This window comes from Streptomyces panacea (assembly GCF_040560175.1).
Classification (GTDB): Bacteria; Actinomycetota; Actinomycetes; order Streptomycetales; family Streptomycetaceae; genus Streptomyces; species Streptomyces panacea.
Map to the genome: position 1 here is coordinate 1 of NZ_JARJHW010000159.1, position 17247 is coordinate 17247.

Sequence of the window (17247 nt, forward strand, 5' to 3'; positions counted from 1 at the left end):
TGGGCTCGATCCGTACCCCCAGGGGGCCGTGCGTGGACACGTGCGCAGTACCGTGGTCGCGTGGACAACAGGCAAGCAATCGGATCGTGGCTCTCCGGACCGCGCGCGACGGCCGAGGAGATGGGCACGGACTTCGGGTACCGGGGCGAGCGCCTCGGACTGCCGAAGGAGGGGCCCGGTTCCGCCGCCCCCGTCGGGCGGCGCTTCGGCGCGCTCTTCCTCGACTGGGCGCTGTGCATGCTGATCGCGTACGGGATCTTCGCCCGCGACGCGCAGGGCGCCGCCAACTACGCGCTCGGCGTTCTCCTCGTCCTGAACATCCTCACCGTCGGGACGGTCGGCTTCACCCCCGGCAAGCGGGTCTTCGGCCTGCGCGTCGTCTCCGAGAGCCGCGACCGGCTCGGCTTCGGGTGGGCCGTGGCTCGCGGCGCGCTGCTCTGCCTCGCCGTACCCGCCCTGGTCTGGGACCGCGACGGCCGCGGGCTGCACGACCGGCTCGCCCGCGCCGTACAGGTGCGGATCTAGTCACGTCAGCTCGGTCGGGCGTAAGACTCGGTCGGGCGTAAGAGAGGGCGGTGGGGAACTCGCGTTCCCCACCGCCCTCCGCGTCTGATTCGACCGTCAGCGCATCTTTCCGCCCCGCGGCATCCGCATGCCCTTCGGCATCGGGCCCTTCGGCAGCGGCATGTTGCTCATCAGGTCGCCCATCGCCCGCAACCGGTCGTTGGCCGCCGTCACCTGCGGGCCGGAGAGCACCCGAGGCAGCTTGAGCATCGTCGTACGGACCTTCTTCAGCGGCACCTGACCCTCGCCGTCGCCGACGATGATGTCGTGCACCGGCACATCGATGACGATGCGCGCCATCTTCTTCTTCTCGGCCGCCAGCAGGCTTTTCAGCCGGTTCGGGTTGCCCTCGGCCACCAGCACGATGCCGGCCTTGCCGACCGCGCGGTGGATCACGTCCTGGCTGCGGTTCATCGCGATCGCGGGGGTCGTGGACCAGCCGCGGCCCACGTTCTCCAGCACGGCCGCCGCCGCTCCCGGCTGGCCCTCCATCTGCCCGAAGGCAGCACGCTCGGCGCGGCGTCCGAAGACGATCGCCATCGCGAGGAAGGCCAGAATGAAGCCCAGAATGCCCAGGTAAATGGGGTGACCGACCAGAAAGCCGATCGCGAGGAGGACACCGAAGGTGACGATTCCCACGCCCGCGACGACGAGACCGACCCTCTTGTCGACCCGTCGGGTCATCTTGTAGGTAAGAGCGATCTGCTTCAGTCGCCCAGTTTCCGCAGCAGTGTCTGCGTTTTCCTTCCTCGCCATGAACGGAAGTTTACGTGGCCCGGGAAGTGCGGCCCGACACGGCCTCCAGTACGTGCTGCGCCTCGACCCGGTCCTGTGCCCTGCGGCGGTCCTCCAGGACGGCCGTCCAGGCGTTCCTGCGGGCCCTGCGCTGGCCGCTGCTGAGGAGGAGTGACTCCATGGCGCGCAGGGCGTGGGAGACGGAGGGCAGGGCGGTGGGGCGGCTGGCTGCCGCCATCACCTCGGTGATGGGTCGTACCGGCGCGGCCTGCATGGTGGCTGTTCCCCCTAGGAACGAGTGCGGACGAGTGCGGGTGGAGAGGATGCGGCTACGTACCCACCAGGGTTACCCACCGGTGTTACCAGTGCGTGACCAAGCGGTCAAACGGTCGTGAATGCCCGAAGCCGTACCCCCGAACGACGCCGCGGCCCGTACGCCCACCCCTTGCCTGCGGGGAGCGTACGGGCCGCGGCGGTGCGGCCGTCACTGTTAAGTAGTCGCTTGTGCTCGGATTCACACAGCGGGCGCGCGCAACGAGCGGGCGGAAGCCGGCGGATTCACACCGCCTGGCGGACAGACTCCGCGCTCCGGCGCTCCATCGCCTGCTGGAACAGCCGTCCCGCGCGGTACGAGGACCGGACCAGCGGCCCCGACATCACACCGGAGTAGCCGATCTCCTCGGCCTCGTCCTTCAGCTCCACGAACTCGTGCGGCTTCACCCAGCGTTCGACGGGGTGGTGCCGCGCGGAAGGCCGCAGATACTGCGTGATCGTGATCAGCTCGCAGCCCGCGTCGTGCAGATCGCGCAGCGCGTCGCTGACCTCTTCGCGGGTCTCGCCCATCCCGAGGATCAGATTGGACTTGGTGATCAGACCGGCCTCGCGGGCCCGCGTGATCACCTCCAGGGAGCGCTCGTAACGGAAGCCGGGGCGGATCCTCTTGAAGATCCGCGGCACCGTCTCGACGTTGTGCGCGAGCACCTGCGGGCGCGAGGAGAAGACCTCGGCCAGCTGCTCGGGCTCGGCGTTGAAGTCGGGGATGAGGAGTTCGACCTTCGTACGGCCCGCCTGGCGCTCCGCGGTCTGCGCGTGGATCTGGCGCACGGTCTCCGCGTACAGCCACGCGCCGCCGTCCTGGAGGTCGTCGCGCGCGACGCCGGTGATCGTGGCGTAGTTCAGGTCCATCGTGACGACGGACTCGCCGACCCGGCGCGGCTCGTCACGGTCCAGCGCCTCGGGCTTGCCCGTGTCGATCTGGCAGAAGTCACAGCGCCGCGTGCACTGGTCGCCGCCGATGAGGAAGGTCGCCTCGCGGTCCTCCCAGCACTCGTAGATGTTGGGACAACCGGCCTCCTGGCACACGGTGTGCAGACCCTCGCTCTTCACGAGTTTCTGCATCGCGGTGTACTCGGGCCCCATCTTCGCCCGGGTCTTGATCCACTCGGGCTTGCGCTCGATGGGGGTCTGGCTGTTCCGGACCTCCAGGCGCAGCATCTTGCGTCCGTCGGGTGCGACAGCGGACACGTCCGGCACCTCTCTCTGCTGGCGCGGCATTCGAATCTTCGGCGAACACCAGAGTACGCCCGTTGATTGCTCGGTAGTGAGTGGCCATGGCGTCGCATGGCTCAGGGACAACCGGTGGGCGCTCAGGGGCATTCCCGCCGGCCGTCGGGGTCAGGCGCGCGCCGGCTCGACGGCTTCGCCGACGGTCTTCGCATCGGCCTCGATCTCGCGGGGTTTCGGCTCGGCCCGCTCCAGCACGTTGCGCAGATGGCGCTCCACCACCGGAAGCACCTCGGCGACCGTGAGGTCGTGGCCGAGTTCGTACGAGAGCGACGTCACGCCCGCGTCCCGGATCCCGCACGGCACGATCTTGTCGAACCAGGTGTTGTCCGGGTTCACGTTCATCGAGAAGCCGTGCATCGTCACGCCCTTCGCGACGCGGATGCCGATCTGGGCGAGCTTGCGGTCCTCGCGGCGCTGGCCCGCGTTGGACGGGGCGTATTCGGGGCCGTTGAGACGGGGGTCGAACTCCGTGTCGTTCACCCGGGGGTCGAAGTCCAGCGACAGACCGCCCACGGCCGGGCGCTCCTCCACCGGATCGCCGAGCACCCATACGCCGCTGCGGCCCTCGACCCGAGTCGTCCGCACGCCGAAGTCCGTCGCCGTACGGATCAGCGCCTCCTCCAGACGGCGTACGTGCGCCACCACGTCCACGGGGCGCGGCAGTCGCAGGATCGGATAGCCGACGAGCTGGCCCGGACCGTGCCAGGTGATCTTGCCGCCGCGGTCGACGTCCACGACAGGAGTCCCGTCCAGGGGGCGCTCACTGTCCTCGGTACGCCGCCCCGCCGTGTAGACGGGCAGATGCTCGAGCAGCAGGCAGGTGTCGGGGATCTCGCCCGCGAAGCGGGCCGCGTGGACCTCGCGCTGCTTCTGCCACGCCTCCCGGTACTCGACGGCGTCGCCGCCGAAGCCCAGATGGACGAACCGCAGCTCACTCACCGGCATTGCCTCCCTCGCTCTGTGCCCGGGATCCGGGGGTGTCCCCGTGACAACCGGGCACGTGCACATATCGCGCCCCAGCCACTGTACGGCCGCGCCCTCCTGAGCGGTCCGGCAGGCCCGAAGGGCCCGGAAGGCGGTCCGGGGCCGGTGGACGCGGCACGTCAGCTAAGCCCCCAATCCTCACACGATCGGATGAATGTGGGACGAACGTGACGGCGCGGGCAGCTCCGACCGCTAAATTCGCGCCGATCCATGAGGGCTGCTCCTGGGGCCCGGAAGGCAGGAGACCGTACAGCTGATGTCGGAACGACCTCCGCAGCGCATCCCCAACCGCCAGCTCGCCGCGCTCATCGCAGAAGCCGGTTTCTCCAACGCAGGTCTCGCCCGCCGGGTGGACCAGCTCGGGCTCGAACACGGCCTCGACCTGCGGTACGACAAGACGTCCGTGACGCGCTGGCTGCGCGGCCAGCAGCCACGCGGCACCACGCCCGCACTGATCGCCGAGGTCTTCACGCGCAGACTCGGCCGCAGGCTGTCCGCCCAGGACCTGGGGCTGGACGCCTGCGCGCCCGTGTACGCGGGGCTGGAATTCGCGGCGACCCCCGAGGAAGCCGTCGACATCGTCGGCGGGCTCTGGCGCAAGGACTCGGGGAGCCACGCGGAGCTGCGCAAGATCGCGTTCACCCCGGCCGGGCTCGTGGTGCCGAGCCGTGACTGGCTGATCGGCCGCGCGGACGAGCGGGTCGGGCACGACGGGTCGTCGTCCGCACAGTCGTCGTCCGCGCAGTCGTCGTCCGCCCCGGTGGGCACCGCGGCGGCGGGCGCCGTGCCGGGGCAGAGCGCCGGGCCCGGGGGTGCGGGGGCGCCCCCGCACGGGACGTCGTCGTCATCGTCGTCTTCGTCCTCCTCCTACGGAGGCGGTGGCGGCCCCGTGGGACCGGTGGGCGTCCGGGTGCCCGCCCAGGGCCGCGGGACCGTGCCCCGGCAGGGCCTCCCCGCCGGTGTTCCACCGGTCCGGCAGACGGACCGCGTCGCGGGACAGCGGGTCGGTGGCAGCGACATCGCGGCTCTCCGCTCCGTCAGCGAGCTGTTCCGGACCCTCGACCAGGCGTACGGCGGCGGCCACGCCCGCCAGGCACTCGTCCGGTATCTGGAGCACGAGTGCGAGCCGATGCTCCGCGGTGTGTACGGCGAGACCACCGGGCGACGGCTGTTCGCCGCCGCGGCCGACCTGACCAGACTGGCCGGCTGGACCTCGTACGACATCGCCGCGCACGGGCTCGCCCAGCGCTACTTCGTACAGGCGCTGCGGCTGTCCCAGGCGGCGGGCGACCGGGCGTACGGCTCCTTCGTCCTGATCACCATGAGCCGCCAGGCCGTCTACCTCGGCCACGGCCGGGAGGCGGTCCAGCTCGCCCGCGTGGCCCAGCAGGGTGTCGGCTCGTCCGCGCCACCCGTGGTGCAGGCGCTGCTGCACTCCGTCGAGGCGCGCGGGCACGCCGTGCTCGGTGAGGCGCGGGCCTGCACCACCTCGCTCGCGCGGGCCGAGCGCGCCCTGGAGTCGGCGCGGCCCGGCGACGAGGTGCCGCACTGGGCGCGCACCTTCGACGAAGGGCAGCTCGCCGACGAGTTCGGGCACAGCTACCGGGATCTCCAGCAGTACCGCGCCGCCGTCCAACACGCCGAGCGCTCGCTCCAGTTGCGGTCACCCGCGTTCGCGCGCAGCCGGCTGTTCTGCCGCGTGGTGCTCGCCTCCGCCCGCCTGGGGCTCGGCGAACTGGACCAGGCGTGCGCGCTGGGAGCGGAGGCCGCGCAGCAGGCGACCGAGATCCGTTCGGCGCGCGCGGTGGACTACGTACGGGACTTCGAACGGCGGCTGGAGCCGTACCGGGAGGCCGCGCCGGTACGCAACTACCGGGACCGGATCGCGGCGTTCGGCTGAGTGCCACCGCCCGGGGTGCCGCGCGGCCTCCTACGCCGCTGTGGGGAGCTGCGCGGTCCCGTGGTCCGGTCGTACGCCCAGATCGTCCAGGATCGCGTACGCCGCCCTGCGGCCCGACGAGAGCGCGCCCTGGACGGTGCTGGTGTCGCGGTGGTCCCCGCACACGTACAGGCCCGACAGCAGTCTCACCTGGCGGCGCAGATCGTGCGGCGCCGGCATGGCGGGGACCGCCTCGGGGTCGTGCTGGACGGCCAGCAGCTCCCAGTCGGCGGTCGACGTGCCGTACAGCGTGGCGAGATGCGCGCGGACCGCGCCGTCGAGCTCCGCCTCGGGGGGCGGCGTACGCAGTCCGAGCACCGTCGAGGAGATCAGCGCCCGGCCGGCCGGCGCGCGTGACGGGTCCACCGCGCTCATGACCGTGGTGTGCGCGACGGGGCCGCCGCGCCGGTCTCCGTCGAGGAGCAGAGCCGGTTCGGTCAGCGGGGGTGTGGGGGCCGTGTGGTGAAGGACCGTCACGGGGTGGAAGTCCGGCACCCGCAGGCCCGGCAGCAGCTCGGCGGCGGCGCGGGCGCCCGTCGCCACGAGCAGGGAGCGGCAGGTGATCTCGCCGTGCTCCTTCGTACCGACGGAGCTGATCGACGCGTCCGTCACGCACACGCCCGTCCGCACCGTGCCGGGCGGCAGCGTGGCCGCCAGCAGCTCCGGCAGGGCGGTGGCACCGCCCTCGGGGACGCACAGCCGGCCCCGGGCGAAGCTGCGCAGGGCCAGGTCGGCGCAGCGGCTCGACGTGGTCAGGTCCGGGTCGCAGAGCAGCGCGGACAGCAGCGGGCGTACGAAGCCGTCGACCGTCCGCGCGGGCAGTCCGCGCGCGGACAGCGCGGCGAGGGCGGGGCGTTCGGGGCGGGCCAGCAGACGGTTCACCGGCGTGGTCGCGAGACGGCCGAAAGCCGCGTGGAGGCGGGCCTGATCGAGCGCGTTGCCCAGTGGGGGGCGGGAGTTGAGCCGTACGGCCCTGGCGCCCGGGACGCGGGGCCGTGGGGTCCTGGTGCGGGAGGTCCGGGCGCGCGGGGCGCTTGCCAGGGCGCGTGCGGCGGTGAGTGCGCCCCGTGCGCTCCCTGCGGCGACGGTGACGCCCGCGCGGTGGTGGCGTCCCTCGCTGTGGACGAGCACGCCCGGCGAGAACGTACGTAACGCGGCGTCGGACAGGGCCGGGGTGCGGAGCAGTTCCGGGTAGGAGGTGTTGAGCATCTGGCCGATGCGGTCGAGGAGGAAGCCGTCGAGGTGCTCGGTGGCCATCCTGCCGCCGATGTAAGGGGCGGCCTCCAGGACGGTGACTGTTACACCGGCGCGGGTCAGCTGATGAGCGGCCGACAGGCCGGCGATTCCGGCGCCAATGATGACGACGTCCGCGTGATGTTCCGTACTGAGCACGTGCCCCTCCCCGAGGTCGGCGCGGCTGTCAGGTCCGGGGCTCGTGCCTCGGCCCATCCAGGGAATATCTGAGCGCGGATCGAGACTAGGAAGGGAACCGGGCCTTCGCAGTCGCGCAGTGGCGGGGGCATCGGAGCGTGTAGGGCGCACGGGGCCCTCCGGGGGTGGTGTTCGGGCGGGTTGCTGTTTCGTTGCGGGGACGGGGTTCCGTGCCGCCCTCACGCCGTGCTACCCGGCCGGCACCGCCGGGGTACGGCGCGTTGTCCTCCCCGGACACCCGGACACCACCGGCACGCGAAACCCCCGCCCACTACACCCGCAACGCCGCGCGGATCGATTCGTCGATCTTTGGGAACGCGAACGTGAACCCCGACTCCAGCAGCCGCGCCGGCCGCACCCGCTGGCTGCTCAGTACGTCCACCGAGAACTCACCCAGCGCCACCTTCAGCGCCACGGACGGCACCGCGAAGACCGTCGGGCGGCGCAGCACGCGGCCCATTGCCGCCGTGACCTCACGGTTCGTCACCGGCTCGGGGGCCGTGAGGTTCACCGGGCCCGACAAGGTCTCCGTGTCGATCAGATGCCGCAACGCCGCCACATGGTCGTGCAGGGAGATGAAGCTCCAGTACTGCCGCCCGTCCCCGATCCGACCGCCCAGCCCCGCCCGGAAGATGGGGAACAGCCGCCCCCAGGCGCCGCCTTCGCGGGCCACGACGAGCCCCGTGCGGGCGAACACCGTCCGTACGCCCGCGTCCGACGCGGCGGCGGCGGAGTCCTCCCACTCGACGCACACGGAGGGCAGGAACCCCTCGCCGGGCGGCGCCGACTCGTCCACCGGGCGGTCGCCCGTATCGCCGTAGAAGCCGATGGCCGACCCGCACACCAGGACCTCGGGCGGGGTGTCCAGGGAGGCGACGGCCTCGGCGACCGCCGCCGTACCGAGGACGCGGCTGTCCTTGATCTCCTTCTTGTACGCGTCGGTCCACCGGTGGTCCGCCACCCCCGCGCCCGCGAGATGGACGACGGCCTCGCAGCCGTACAGCCCGCTCACGTCCACGTACTGGCGGGAGGGGTCCCACTCGACCTCGTCGCCCGCGCGGGAGGGATGCCGGACCAGGCGGACCACGTCGTGCCCGTCCGCTCGCAGGGAGCGCGTGAGCGCCGTGCCGATGAGCCCGTTGGAGCCGGTGATCGCGATCCTCATGAAAACCATCCTGCCGCTCCCCGCGCACATGGGACAGTTGCTGCCATGCCGGAACCACTCATACGTGCCGCTCTCGCGCCGGACGACGGCGCGCTGAGCCGTCTCGACCACGACACCTGGTCGTTCCTCCACGCGGTCACGCCCCGGCAGGAGGCGCCGTTCGGGCCGTTCTTCGACTCGCGTCACCGGCCTCAGGACTATCTGGTCGCCGAGGTCGACGGCCGGATCGCCGGTTACCTCCGGTTGGCGGTGCCCACCCCGCTCGCGTGCAACGCGCACGTCCGGCAGATCCAGGGGCTCACCGTGCACGAGTGGGCGCGCGGCCGTGGCGTGGCGCGGCTGCTGCTGCGCGCGGCGATGGAGAGGGCGCGCGCCGAGGGCGCGGTGCGGATGACGCTGCGGGTGCTCGGGCACAACAAGCCGGCGCGCACGCTCTACGAGGCGGAGGGCTTCGTCGTGGAGGGCGTGCTGCCCGGGGAGTTCTTCCTGGACCGGCGGTACGTGGACGACGTCCTCATGGGCCGTTCGCTGGACGTCTGATGGCGGCGGGGCGCGCGGTCAGTCGACGCCGAACCGCTCCCAGAGGCGGGGGAGCCGGTCGGCGAGTGCCTGTGAGTCCTCGAAGTCGACCGGCGTGCCCTCGGGCTCCGGGGCCTGCGGGGCGACCTCCAGGTTGGGCGTGACGGCGCCGGTGAGCTGTTCGTACGCCTCGTCCGCCGCGTACCCCAGCTCCTCGCCGTCGCCGTCGATCTCCTCGTCGAACTCGTCGATCAGCTCCGCGAGGCTGTCCGGGTCGTGCACCGCACCCTCGAAGACCTCCCGGCCCTGACCGATGAGCCAGCAGCGGAAGTAGTCGAACGCGTCGTCGCTCGCGCCGCCGAGCAGAATCGAGGCGGCCGCCCACAGATCCCAGTGGTAGGCGCGGTTGTAGCGGGTCTCGAAGTGCCGGGCGAAGTCCAGGACCGAGTCGGGGTCCAGCTGGAGCAGCCGCTCCACGAGGAGATCGGCGTGCTCGTCCGGGTCGCCGTCGGCGGCCTCGCGCGTGGCGTCGATGATCTCCCAGAACTCCGTCTCGTCGGTCACGGGTACAGCATCGTGCTTGGCGAGGGGCGGCGCACGCGGAGTGCGGAAAGCGGGGGAGATCCGCGTGGACGGGTGAGGTGGCCCCGGATGCCGGACAGAAGATGTCTCCTTTCCGTGGAACGGTCGCGGTGAGAGACCGAGAGAGAGGGAGGCGGCTGATGACCGACAAGCCGTTGGCAGGAAAGATCGCACTGGTGGCCGGGGCCACCCGGGGCGCGGGCCGGGCGATCGCCGTGGAGCTGGGCGCCGCGGGGGCAACGGTGTACGTGACGGGGCGCACCACGCGTGAGCGGGTCAGCGAGGTGGGGCGGCACACGGAGACCATCGAGGAGACCGCCGAACTGGTCACCCGCGCGGGCGGCGAGGGCATCGCCGTACCGACCGACCATCTGGAGGTCGAGCGGGTACGGGCGCTGGTGGAGCGGATCGACCGGGAGCAGGGCCGGCTGGATGTGCTGGTCAACGACGTGTGGGGCGGGAACAAGTTCCTGGACTTCAACATCCCTGTGTGGGAACTGGATCTGGAGCGCGGGCTGCGGATGCTCGATCTGGGGGTGAAGACCCATCTGATCACCAGCTCCGTCGCGCTGCCGCTGCTCGTACGGCGGCCGGGCGGGCTCGTCATCGAGGTCACCGACGGCACGGCCGAGTCGAACAGGACGCCGCGGGAGAACTTCTACTACGACCTCGCCAAGAACGCCCCGATCCGGATGGCGTACCTGCTGGCCGAGGAGCTGAAGGCCGTGGGCGGCACGGCGGTCGCGGTCACCCCCGGCTTCCTGCGCTCCGAGGAGATGCTCGACGGCTTCGGCATCACCGAGGCGGACTGGCGGGACGGAATCAAGATCCACCGGCACTTCGCGCTGTCGGAGACACCGGCGTACGTGGGCCGGGGAGTCGCGGCGCTCGTCGCGGACCCGGGGCGGGAGCGCTGGGCGGGACAGGTGCTCTCCAGCGGGCAGCTGGCGAAGGAGTACGGCGTCACGGACGTGGACGGCAGCCGGCCGGACATGTGGGGGTACATGGCGGCGGAGGCGGCGTCGCCCGGCACGGAGGTCCCCATGGACGGCTACCGGTAACGGCGTCCGGCGGGGGCGGCCGGGTGGCCGGCTACCGGTAGAGGCGCGCTGTGCGGTCGGCGGAGTCGGCGAAGCGGGATCGCAGCTCCGCCGGCTCCAGCACCTCCAACTCCGGCCCGAAGGCGAAGAGCTGGGAGAACGCCACGTCGGCGGACTCGACCGGAAGTGTGAGGGTCGTCCAGCCGTCCTCGTCCGGCGGGCCCGCGGCCTCGGCGGCTTCCCGGGCCGAGGCCCGGTCGGTCAGGTACGGCAGCAGGCGCAGGCCGTCCGGGGAGAGCCGGAGCACCACCTCCGTACGGAGGATCGACCGCGCGAACTGTGCCGCCCGCTCGTCCCAGAAGGCGGACAGGTCGAAGGAGTCGTCCCGCTCGAAGCGCTCCTCCGAGAGGGTGATCTCCGTGAAGCGGTCGATCCGGTAGACCCGGAAGGACGCGTCGACACGGGCGCAGAGGTACCAGACGCCCGCCTTGAGCACGAGTCCGTACGGTGCCAACTCCCGCTTCACCTCGGCGTCCTGGCGCCGGTAGCGGGCCATGACGGCGCGGTCGTCCCACACGGCCTCGGCGACGGCCGGCAGCAGCTCCGGAGTCTCCGGTTCCTGGTACCAGCCGGGGGCGTCCAGGTGGAAACGCCGCGCCGCCGAGTCCGACGCCCCCTTCAGGGAGGGGAGCAGCGCCGCCGACACCTTCAGCCGGGCGGCGGACGCCGCGTCCTGAAGGCCCATCTCACGGAGCGCGTTCGGCAGCCCGGAGAGGAACAGGGCCTCCGCCTCGCCCCGTGCCAGGCCCGTCAGGCGGGTGCGGTAGCCGCCGACGAGCCGGTAGCCACCCGAGCGCCCCCGGTCCGCGTAGACGGGCACTCCGGCCTCGGAGAGGGCCAGCGCGTCGCGGGTGACGGTGCGCTCGGACACCTCCAGCTCCCGTGCCAGCTCGGCCCCGGTCATGGAGGGCCGCGCCTGGAGGAGCAGCACCATCTTGATCAGCCGGGCAGCGCGCATGGACCCATTGTCCACGCGCGCCGCCGTGGTCCGGACGGGCCGACGGGCCGGCCCTTAGACCAGGGGCTCCTGGAGTTCGGTCACCCACTTCTCCCTGTCCGCCGGGCATTCGAGGTTGACCTCGCGGGCGTAGCCCGCCGAGCGGTGGCCGCCCGTGTCCATCCAGCGGGCCAGGAGCTGGGCGGTCGGCATGATCGTCTCCATCGACCCCCGGTGCACGATGGTCGCCGCCCGCTCGATGGGAGGCAGGTCCAGGATCGCGAAGTCCTGGCCGGGCGCCGGCTCGGCGGCGACCGTGATCCCCGCGTGGACGACGACCGCGCCGTTCCCCTCGGGGGCGTCCTCGTAGCGGGCGATACCGGGCCCCGTCGGGGCCACACCGGCGGCCTCCAGGCGCCGGAACAGCTCCTCGTACAGAGGACCGATGACGGGTCCGATGTGCTGGGGTTCATAGCTGGCGGCCACGGCGGTCAGCTCGGCCACCCGTACCGCGGGGATTCTCTTGACGACGACGTCCTCGGCGGGCATACGCCCCTCGCTCTCGATCGACCGGAGCCGCGCCTCGACCTGGGCCAGCCTGGCGGCGGCCGCCGCCATCGCCGCTTCCAGCTCGGCCCGCCGCAGCGTGAGCATCCCGCGCAGCTCGTCCGAGTCGACCCGGTCCTCCAGGATCTCCCGCACCTGCTGGAGCGTGAAGCCGAGATCCTTGAGGGCGATGACACGGTTGAGCTGGGCGAGCTGGGCCGCCGTGTAATAGCGGTAGCCGCTGAACCGGTCGGTGTGGGCGGGACGCAGCAGCCCGATCGCGTCGTAGTGACGCAGCATCCGGGCCGACACGCGGCCGTGCCTGGCGAAGTCTCCGATGGTGAACATGACGTCCCCTACTGCACGGCTTCACACGGTGTCAGGGTCAAGGATGCCGTGGACGTGACCTCGTAAGAACCTCGAAAGAACCTCGGAAGGCACTCGGACGGCTCCTTGGACGGCGCCCCATGCGAAAGCGGCCTCCACCGGCCACGACGGGCCGGCGGAAGCCGCTTCCTCACCGAGGACGTGTCGCTCAGAGGCCGTAGCGCTCGCGCGCCTCCTTCACCGCCGAGGCGGGCACCTCGCCACGCCGCGCGAGCTGCGCCAGCGCCGCGACCGTGATCGACCGGGCGTCGACACCGAAGTGGCGACGGGCCGCGTCACGCGTGTCGGAGAGCCCGAAGCCGTCCGTACCGAGCGAGGAGTAGTCCTGCTCGACCCACTGGCTGATCTGGTCGGGCACCTGGCGCATCCAGTCGCTGACGGCCAGCACCGGCCCCGGCGCCCCGTCCAGGGCGCGCGTCACGTACGGCGTGCGCTGCTCGCCGCGCAGCAGCGCCTCGTCGCACTCCAGCGCCTCCCTGCGCAGCTCGCCCCAGGACGTCGCCGACCAGACGTCGGCCGTGACACCCCACTCGGCGGCGAGCAGTTCCTGGGCCGCGAGGACCCAGTGGATGGCCGTACCGGAGGCGAGGAGCTGGAGCCGCGGCGCGTCCGCCTTGGCGGGCACGCCCTCCTTGAAGCGGTACAGGCCCTTGATGATGCCTTCCTCGACGCCCTCGGGCATGGCGGGCTGCGGCATCGGCTCGTTGTAGACGGTGAGGTAGTAGAAGACGTCCTCGGCGTCGGGGCCGTACATCCGCCGCAGGCCGTCCTTGACGATGACCGCGATCTCGTACGCGAACGCCGGGTCGTAGTTGAGCGAGGCCGGGTTCGTCGCCGCCAGGAGGTGCGAGTGGCCGTCCGCGTGCTGGAGGCCCTCGCCCGTCAGGGTCGTACGGCCGGCCGTCGCGCCGACGATGAAGCCCTTGCCGAGCTGGTCGGCGAGCTGCCACATCTGGTCGCCCGTGCGCTGCCAGCCGAACATCGAGTAGAAGATGTAGAACGGGATCATCGTCTCGCCGTGCGTCGCGTACGACGTCGCGGCGGCGATGAAGTCGGCCATCGAACCGGCCTCGGTGATCCCCTCGTTGAGGATCTGGCCGTCCTTGGCCTCCTTGTAGTACATGATCTGGTCGCGGTCGACCGGGTCGTACGTCTGGCCCAGCGGCGAGTAGATGCCGGCCGACGGGAACAGCGCCTCCATGCCGAACGTACGCGCCTCGTCGGGGACGATCGGGACCCAGCGCCTGCCGGTGTCCTTGTCCCGCATCAGGTCCTTCACGAGACGGACGAACGCCATGGTCGTGGCGACCGACTGCTTGCCGGAGCCCTTGTAGACGGACTGGAACGCCTTCTCGGACGGCTCGGGCAGCGCGACGGCATGCACTCGGCGGGCCGGGGCGGGCCCGCCGAGCTCCGCACGCCGCTCCTGTAGATAGCGGACTTCGGGGGAGTCGGCGCCGGGGTGGCCGTAGGGCACCAGCTCGTCGTTCAACTTCGAGTCGGGGATGGGAAGTTCGAGCAGGTCCCGCATGGTGCGGAACTGGTCGCCGGAGAGCTTCTTCATCTGGTGGTTGGCGTTGCGCGACTCGAAGCCGGTGCCGAGCGTGTAGCCCTTCACCGTCTGCGCGAGGACCACGGTCGGCGCGCCCTTGTGGGCGAGCGCGGCGCGGTAGGCCGCGTACACCTTGCGGGCCTCGTGGCCGCCGCGCGAGGTGTGGAAGCACTCGTCGATCTTCGCGTCGCTCAGCAGCTTCGCCAGCTCGACGAGCGCGGGCTCGGCGCCGAAGAAGTGCTCACGGATGTACGCCACGTCGCGGGTCGCGTACGTCTGGAACTGCGCGTCCGGCACCGCGCGCAGCCTCCTTACGAGGGCGCCCGTGGTGTCGAGCGCGAACAGCTCGTCCCAGGCGGAGCCCCACAGCGACTTGACGACGTTCCAGCCCGCGCCGCGGAACTGGGACTCCAGCTCCTGCACGATCTTGAAGTTCGCGCGGACGGGGCCGTCGAGGCGCTGGAGGTTGCAGTTGATGACGAAGGTGAGGTTGTCGAGCCCCTCACGGGCCGCGAGGGCGAGTGCCGCCGTCGACTCGGGCTCGTCCATCTCGCCGTCGCCGAGGAACGCCCAGACGTGGGAGGCGGAGGTGTCCTTGATCCCGCGGTTCGTCAGGTAGCGGTTGAAGCGCGCCTGGTAGATCGCGGAGAGCGGGCCGAGGCCCATGGAGACGGTGGGGAACTCCCACAGCCAGGGCAGCCGCCGCGGGTGCGGGTAGGAGGGGAGGCCGTTGCCGCCGGCCTCCTGGCGGAAGTTGTCGAGGTGCTCCTCGGTGAGCCGGCCGTCGAGGAACGCGCGGGCGTAGATGCCGGGGGAGGCATGGCCCTGTATGTAGAGCTGGTCGCCCGAGCCGTCCCCCTCCTTGCCGCGGAAGAAGTGGTTGAAGCCCGTCTCGTAGAGCCAGGCGGCGGAGGCGAAGGTGGCGATGTGCCCACCGACGCCGAAACGCGAGCCACGGGTGACCATGGCGGCGGCGTTCCAGCGGTTCCAGCCGGCGATGCGGCTCTCCATCGCCTCGTCGCCGTCGAAGGCGGGCTCGGCGGCGGTCGGGATGGTGTTGAGGTAGTCCGTCTCCAGCAGGGCGGGCACGGGAACCCCGGCGCTCGCGGCGTGCTGGAGCGTGCGCCGCATCAGGTACGCCGCACGGTGCGGGCCCGCGTGCTCGGTGACGGCGTCGAGAGAGGCCGCCCATTCGGCGGTTTCCTCGGCGTCGCGGTCCGGGAGCTGGTCGAGCTCGCTCGGAAGCTTGCCTACGGGGTCGGGCATGGTCGCCGCCTTCCGGCCAGGAGGAGGGTCGAGAGAAGCCTTGTCTGGCAGGACAGGGCGATGGGCTGGGTGCAGCCCGCTGTCGACTGTAAGTCGCTGATCGATGATCGATCAAAGAGTTGACGGCAAAATTTCATGATCTGAAGAAATTGGCATTCAGTGCCGATGGGCGGGGCACGCGGTGACGCCGCGAAACGGCACGAAACGGTCGCCGGTTCAGGCGCGCGGTGCACATCCGAGCACGTGGTCCTTCACCAGTGCGCCGATGAGCGGATCCCGGCGGCGGAAGGCCTCCACCAGCGCCTGGTGCTCCTCGGCGTAGGACTTCTGGACCGTGCCGAGCCACCGGATCGACAGCGCTGTGAACACCTCGATGCCGAGCCCTTCCCAGGTGTGCAGCAGCACGCTGTTCCCGGCGGCACGCACCAGCTCGCGGTGGAAGTCGACGGTGTGCCGCACCTGCGCCGTCCCGTCGGCCCGCCGGTCGGCCTCGTACAGCGCCGTCACATGCGGCTCCAGGGCGGAGGTGTCGGCCGCCAGCCGCTCGGCGGCCAGCTCGGCGGCGATCTGCTCCAGCCCGGCCCGCACGGGGTAGCTCTCCTCAAGATCAGCGGCGGTCAGATTACGCACGCGCACGCCCTTGTTCGGCGCGGACTCGATCAGCCGCAACGACTCCAGTTCGCGCAGCGCCTCGCGTACGGGCGTCTGGCTGACGGCCAGCTCGGTCGCGATCCGCCGCTCGACGATCCGCTCACCCGGCTTCCAGCGTCCGCTGACGATGCCCTCCACGATGTGCTCGCGGATCTGCTCGCGCAGCGAGTGGATGACGGGCGGGGTCATGTCGGGGCTCCTTCTGGTGACCGAGGCCGAGGTTACCCCTCTTGGGCGGGGTCGTCCCCGTACGGGCGGGGGCACGGTGGGGTTCACGCACACGACGGCGCCCCCGACCGGATCTCTCCGGTCGGGGGCGCCGTCGTGACGTATAGCGGCTGCCAACAGGGCTGCCTACAGGCCGAGCTCGACCTCGAACTCGCCCGCCTCCAGGATCGCCTTGACCGCCGTCAGGTAACGGGCGGCGTCCGCGCCGTCCACCAGGCGGTGGTCGTAGGAGAGCACGACGTGGACCATGTCGCGCACCGCGATCGTCTCGCCGAGGTCCGGGTGGTTGATGACCACCGGACGGCGGACCGTCGCGCCGATGCCCAGGATGGCGACCTGGTTCGGGGGCACGATGATCGTGTCGAACAGGGCGCCGCGCGAACCGGTGTTGCTGATGGCGAAGGTCGCGCCGGACAGCTCGTCCGGCGTGATCTTGCTGCCGCGGACCTTGCCCGCCAGCTCGGCGGTCTTCTTCGCGATGCCGGCGAGGTTCAGGTCGCCCGCGCCCTTGATGACCGGCGTCATCAGACCCTTCTCGGAGTCCACGGCGATGCCGATGTTCTCCGAGTCGAAGTACGTGATGGTGCCCTCGGCCTCGTTGATACGGGCGTTGACGACCGGGTTCGCCTTCAGCGCCTGGGCCGCGGCCTTGACGAAGAACGGCATCGGGGACAGCTTCACGCCCTCGCGGGCGGCGAAGGAGTCCTTGGCCTGCGCGCGCAGCTTCATCAGCTTCGTGATGTCGACCTCGACGACCGACGTCAGCTGGGCCTGGCCGTGCAGCGCCTTCATCAGGTTGTCGCCGATGACCTTGCGCATCCGCGGCATCTTGACCGTCTGGCCACGCAGCGGGGAGACCTCCAGCTTGGGGGCCTTCGACGCGGCGGCCGGAGCGGCGGCGGGTGCCGGAGCCTGCGCGGCGGCCTTGGCGGCCTCCGCGGCGGCGACGACGTCCTGCTTGCGGATACGGCCGCCGACGCCGGTGCCCTTGACCGAGGCCAGGTCGACGCCGTTCTCCGCGGCGAGCTTGCGCACGAGCGGTGTCACGTACGCGCCGTCGTCGCCGGAACCGGCGGCGGGAGCGGCAGCGGCGGG

16 protein-coding genes are annotated in these 17247 nt (G+C 71.4%); 4 read left to right on the plus strand and 12 right to left on the minus strand.

What is annotated here, in order from left to right:
* Positions 1-60 precede the first annotated feature (60 nt).
* On the plus strand, positions 61-525 hold the full coding sequence (locus tag P3L51_RS28035) for an RDD family protein (RefSeq protein WP_354608100.1): 465 nt from the start codon (positions 61-63) through the stop codon (positions 523-525).
* Between the two features lie 96 nt (positions 526-621).
* Here P3L51_RS28035 and P3L51_RS28040 read toward each other — a convergent pair whose 3' ends face one another.
* The 4 genes from P3L51_RS28040 to lipB form a co-directional block, all read right to left on the minus strand.
* Complete coding sequence (locus P3L51_RS28040) at positions 622-1320, minus strand: DUF4191 domain-containing protein (RefSeq protein ID WP_354608101.1); 699 nt, start codon at positions 1318-1320, stop codon at positions 622-624.
* Between the two features lie 10 nt (positions 1321-1330).
* On the minus strand, positions 1331-1573 hold the full coding sequence (locus tag P3L51_RS28045) for an SCO2195 family GlnR-regulated protein (RefSeq protein WP_354608102.1): 243 nt from the start codon (positions 1571-1573) through the stop codon (positions 1331-1333).
* A gap of 284 nt (positions 1574-1857) precedes the next feature.
* On the minus strand, positions 1858-2823 hold the full coding sequence (gene lipA / locus P3L51_RS28050) for a lipoyl synthase (protein ID WP_354608103.1): 966 nt from the start codon (positions 2821-2823) through the stop codon (positions 1858-1860).
* Between the two features lie 150 nt (positions 2824-2973).
* Positions 2974-3804, minus strand: a complete 831-nt coding sequence (lipB, locus tag P3L51_RS28055) for a lipoyl(octanoyl) transferase LipB (protein ID WP_354608104.1) — start codon at positions 3802-3804, stop codon at positions 2974-2976.
* 301 nt (positions 3805-4105) lie between these two features.
* Between lipB and P3L51_RS28060 the strand changes: the two genes are divergently transcribed.
* Positions 4106-5749, plus strand: coding sequence for an NsdA family TPR-like regulatory protein (locus tag P3L51_RS28060; RefSeq protein ID WP_354608105.1), 1644 nt, complete (start codon positions 4106-4108; stop codon positions 5747-5749).
* A gap of 30 nt (positions 5750-5779) precedes the next feature.
* Here the strand turns inward: P3L51_RS28060 and P3L51_RS28065 are convergent, their stop codons facing one another.
* Together P3L51_RS28065 and P3L51_RS28070 are read right to left on the minus strand one after the other, a co-directional pair.
* Complete coding sequence (locus P3L51_RS28065) at positions 5780-7180, minus strand: NAD(P)/FAD-dependent oxidoreductase (protein ID WP_354608106.1); 1401 nt, start codon at positions 7178-7180, stop codon at positions 5780-5782.
* A 310-nt stretch (positions 7181-7490) separates the two neighbouring features.
* Positions 7491-8393 (minus strand): TIGR01777 family oxidoreductase, encoded by a 903-nt coding sequence (locus P3L51_RS28070; protein ID WP_354608107.1) that lies wholly within the window; start codon positions 8391-8393, stop codon positions 7491-7493.
* A 36-nt stretch (positions 8394-8429) separates the two neighbouring features.
* On the opposite strand from P3L51_RS28070, the gene P3L51_RS28075 reads away from it, so the two are divergent.
* The gene (locus P3L51_RS28075; RefSeq protein ID WP_354608108.1) at positions 8430-8924 is read left to right on the plus strand and encodes a GNAT family N-acetyltransferase; all 495 of its coding nucleotides are present in this window, start codon (positions 8430-8432) and stop codon (positions 8922-8924) included.
* An 18-nt stretch (positions 8925-8942) separates the two neighbouring features.
* Here the strand turns inward: P3L51_RS28075 and P3L51_RS28080 are convergent, their stop codons facing one another.
* Entirely contained in the window at positions 8943-9467 is a 525-nt protein-coding gene (locus P3L51_RS28080) for a DUF4240 domain-containing protein (protein WP_354608109.1), read from the minus strand.
* 158 nt (positions 9468-9625) lie between these two features.
* On the opposite strand from P3L51_RS28080, the gene P3L51_RS28085 reads away from it, so the two are divergent.
* The gene (locus tag P3L51_RS28085; RefSeq protein WP_354608110.1) at positions 9626-10546 is read left to right on the plus strand and encodes an SDR family oxidoreductase; all 921 of its coding nucleotides are present in this window, start codon (positions 9626-9628) and stop codon (positions 10544-10546) included.
* Positions 10547-10577: 31 nt separating this feature from the next.
* On the opposite strand, the gene P3L51_RS28090 is transcribed toward P3L51_RS28085, so the two are convergent.
* From P3L51_RS28090 to sucB, 5 genes are all read right to left on the minus strand, one after another.
* On the minus strand, positions 10578-11543 hold the full coding sequence (locus P3L51_RS28090) for a helix-turn-helix transcriptional regulator (protein ID WP_354608111.1): 966 nt from the start codon (positions 11541-11543) through the stop codon (positions 10578-10580).
* A 54-nt stretch (positions 11544-11597) separates the two neighbouring features.
* Entirely contained in the window at positions 11598-12416 is an 819-nt protein-coding gene (locus tag P3L51_RS28095; RefSeq protein ID WP_354608112.1) for a MerR family transcriptional regulator, read from the minus strand.
* A gap of 187 nt (positions 12417-12603) precedes the next feature.
* Complete coding sequence (aceE, locus tag P3L51_RS28100) at positions 12604-15273, minus strand: pyruvate dehydrogenase (acetyl-transferring), homodimeric type (protein ID WP_354608113.1); 2670 nt, start codon at positions 15271-15273, stop codon at positions 12604-12606.
* Between the two features lie 216 nt (positions 15274-15489).
* Positions 15490-16113 (minus strand): GntR family transcriptional regulator, encoded by a 624-nt coding sequence (locus P3L51_RS28105; RefSeq protein WP_354608114.1) that lies wholly within the window; start codon positions 16111-16113, stop codon positions 15490-15492.
* 165 nt (positions 16114-16278) lie between these two features.
* A partial coding sequence (gene sucB / locus P3L51_RS28110) for a 2-oxoglutarate dehydrogenase, E2 component, dihydrolipoamide succinyltransferase (RefSeq protein WP_354608115.1) occupies positions 16279-17247 on the minus strand: 969 nt, incomplete at its 5' end.

Coding starts and splice junctions, on each gene's coding strand:
- P3L51_RS28040 (WP_354608101.1), bottom strand. CDS start 1,320: ATGGCGAGGAAGGAAAACGCAGACACTGCTGCGGAAACTGGGCGACTG.
- P3L51_RS28045 (WP_354608102.1), bottom strand. CDS start 1,573: ATGCAGGCCGCGCCGGTACGACCCATCACCGAGGTGATGGCGGCAGCC.
- P3L51_RS28060 (WP_354608105.1), top strand. CDS start 4,106: ATGTCGGAACGACCTCCGCAGCGCATCCCCAACCGCCAGCTCGCCGCG.
- P3L51_RS28070 (WP_354608107.1), bottom strand. CDS start 8,393: ATGGTTTTCATGAGGATCGCGATCACCGGCTCCAACGGGCTCATCGGC.
- P3L51_RS28075 (WP_354608108.1), top strand. CDS start 8,430: ATGCCGGAACCACTCATACGTGCCGCTCTCGCGCCGGACGACGGCGCG.
- P3L51_RS28085 (WP_354608110.1), top strand. CDS start 9,626: ATGACCGACAAGCCGTTGGCAGGAAAGATCGCACTGGTGGCCGGGGCC.
- P3L51_RS28090 (WP_354608111.1), bottom strand. CDS start 11,543: ATGCGCGCTGCCCGGCTGATCAAGATGGTGCTGCTCCTCCAGGCGCGG.
- P3L51_RS28095 (WP_354608112.1), bottom strand. CDS start 12,416: ATGTTCACCATCGGAGACTTCGCCAGGCACGGCCGCGTGTCGGCCCGG.
- aceE (WP_354608113.1), bottom strand. CDS start 15,273: ATGCCCGACCCCGTAGGCAAGCTTCCGAGCGAGCTCGACCAGCTCCCG.
- P3L51_RS28105 (WP_354608114.1), bottom strand. CDS start 16,113: ATGACCCCGCCCGTCATCCACTCGCTGCGCGAGCAGATCCGCGAGCAC.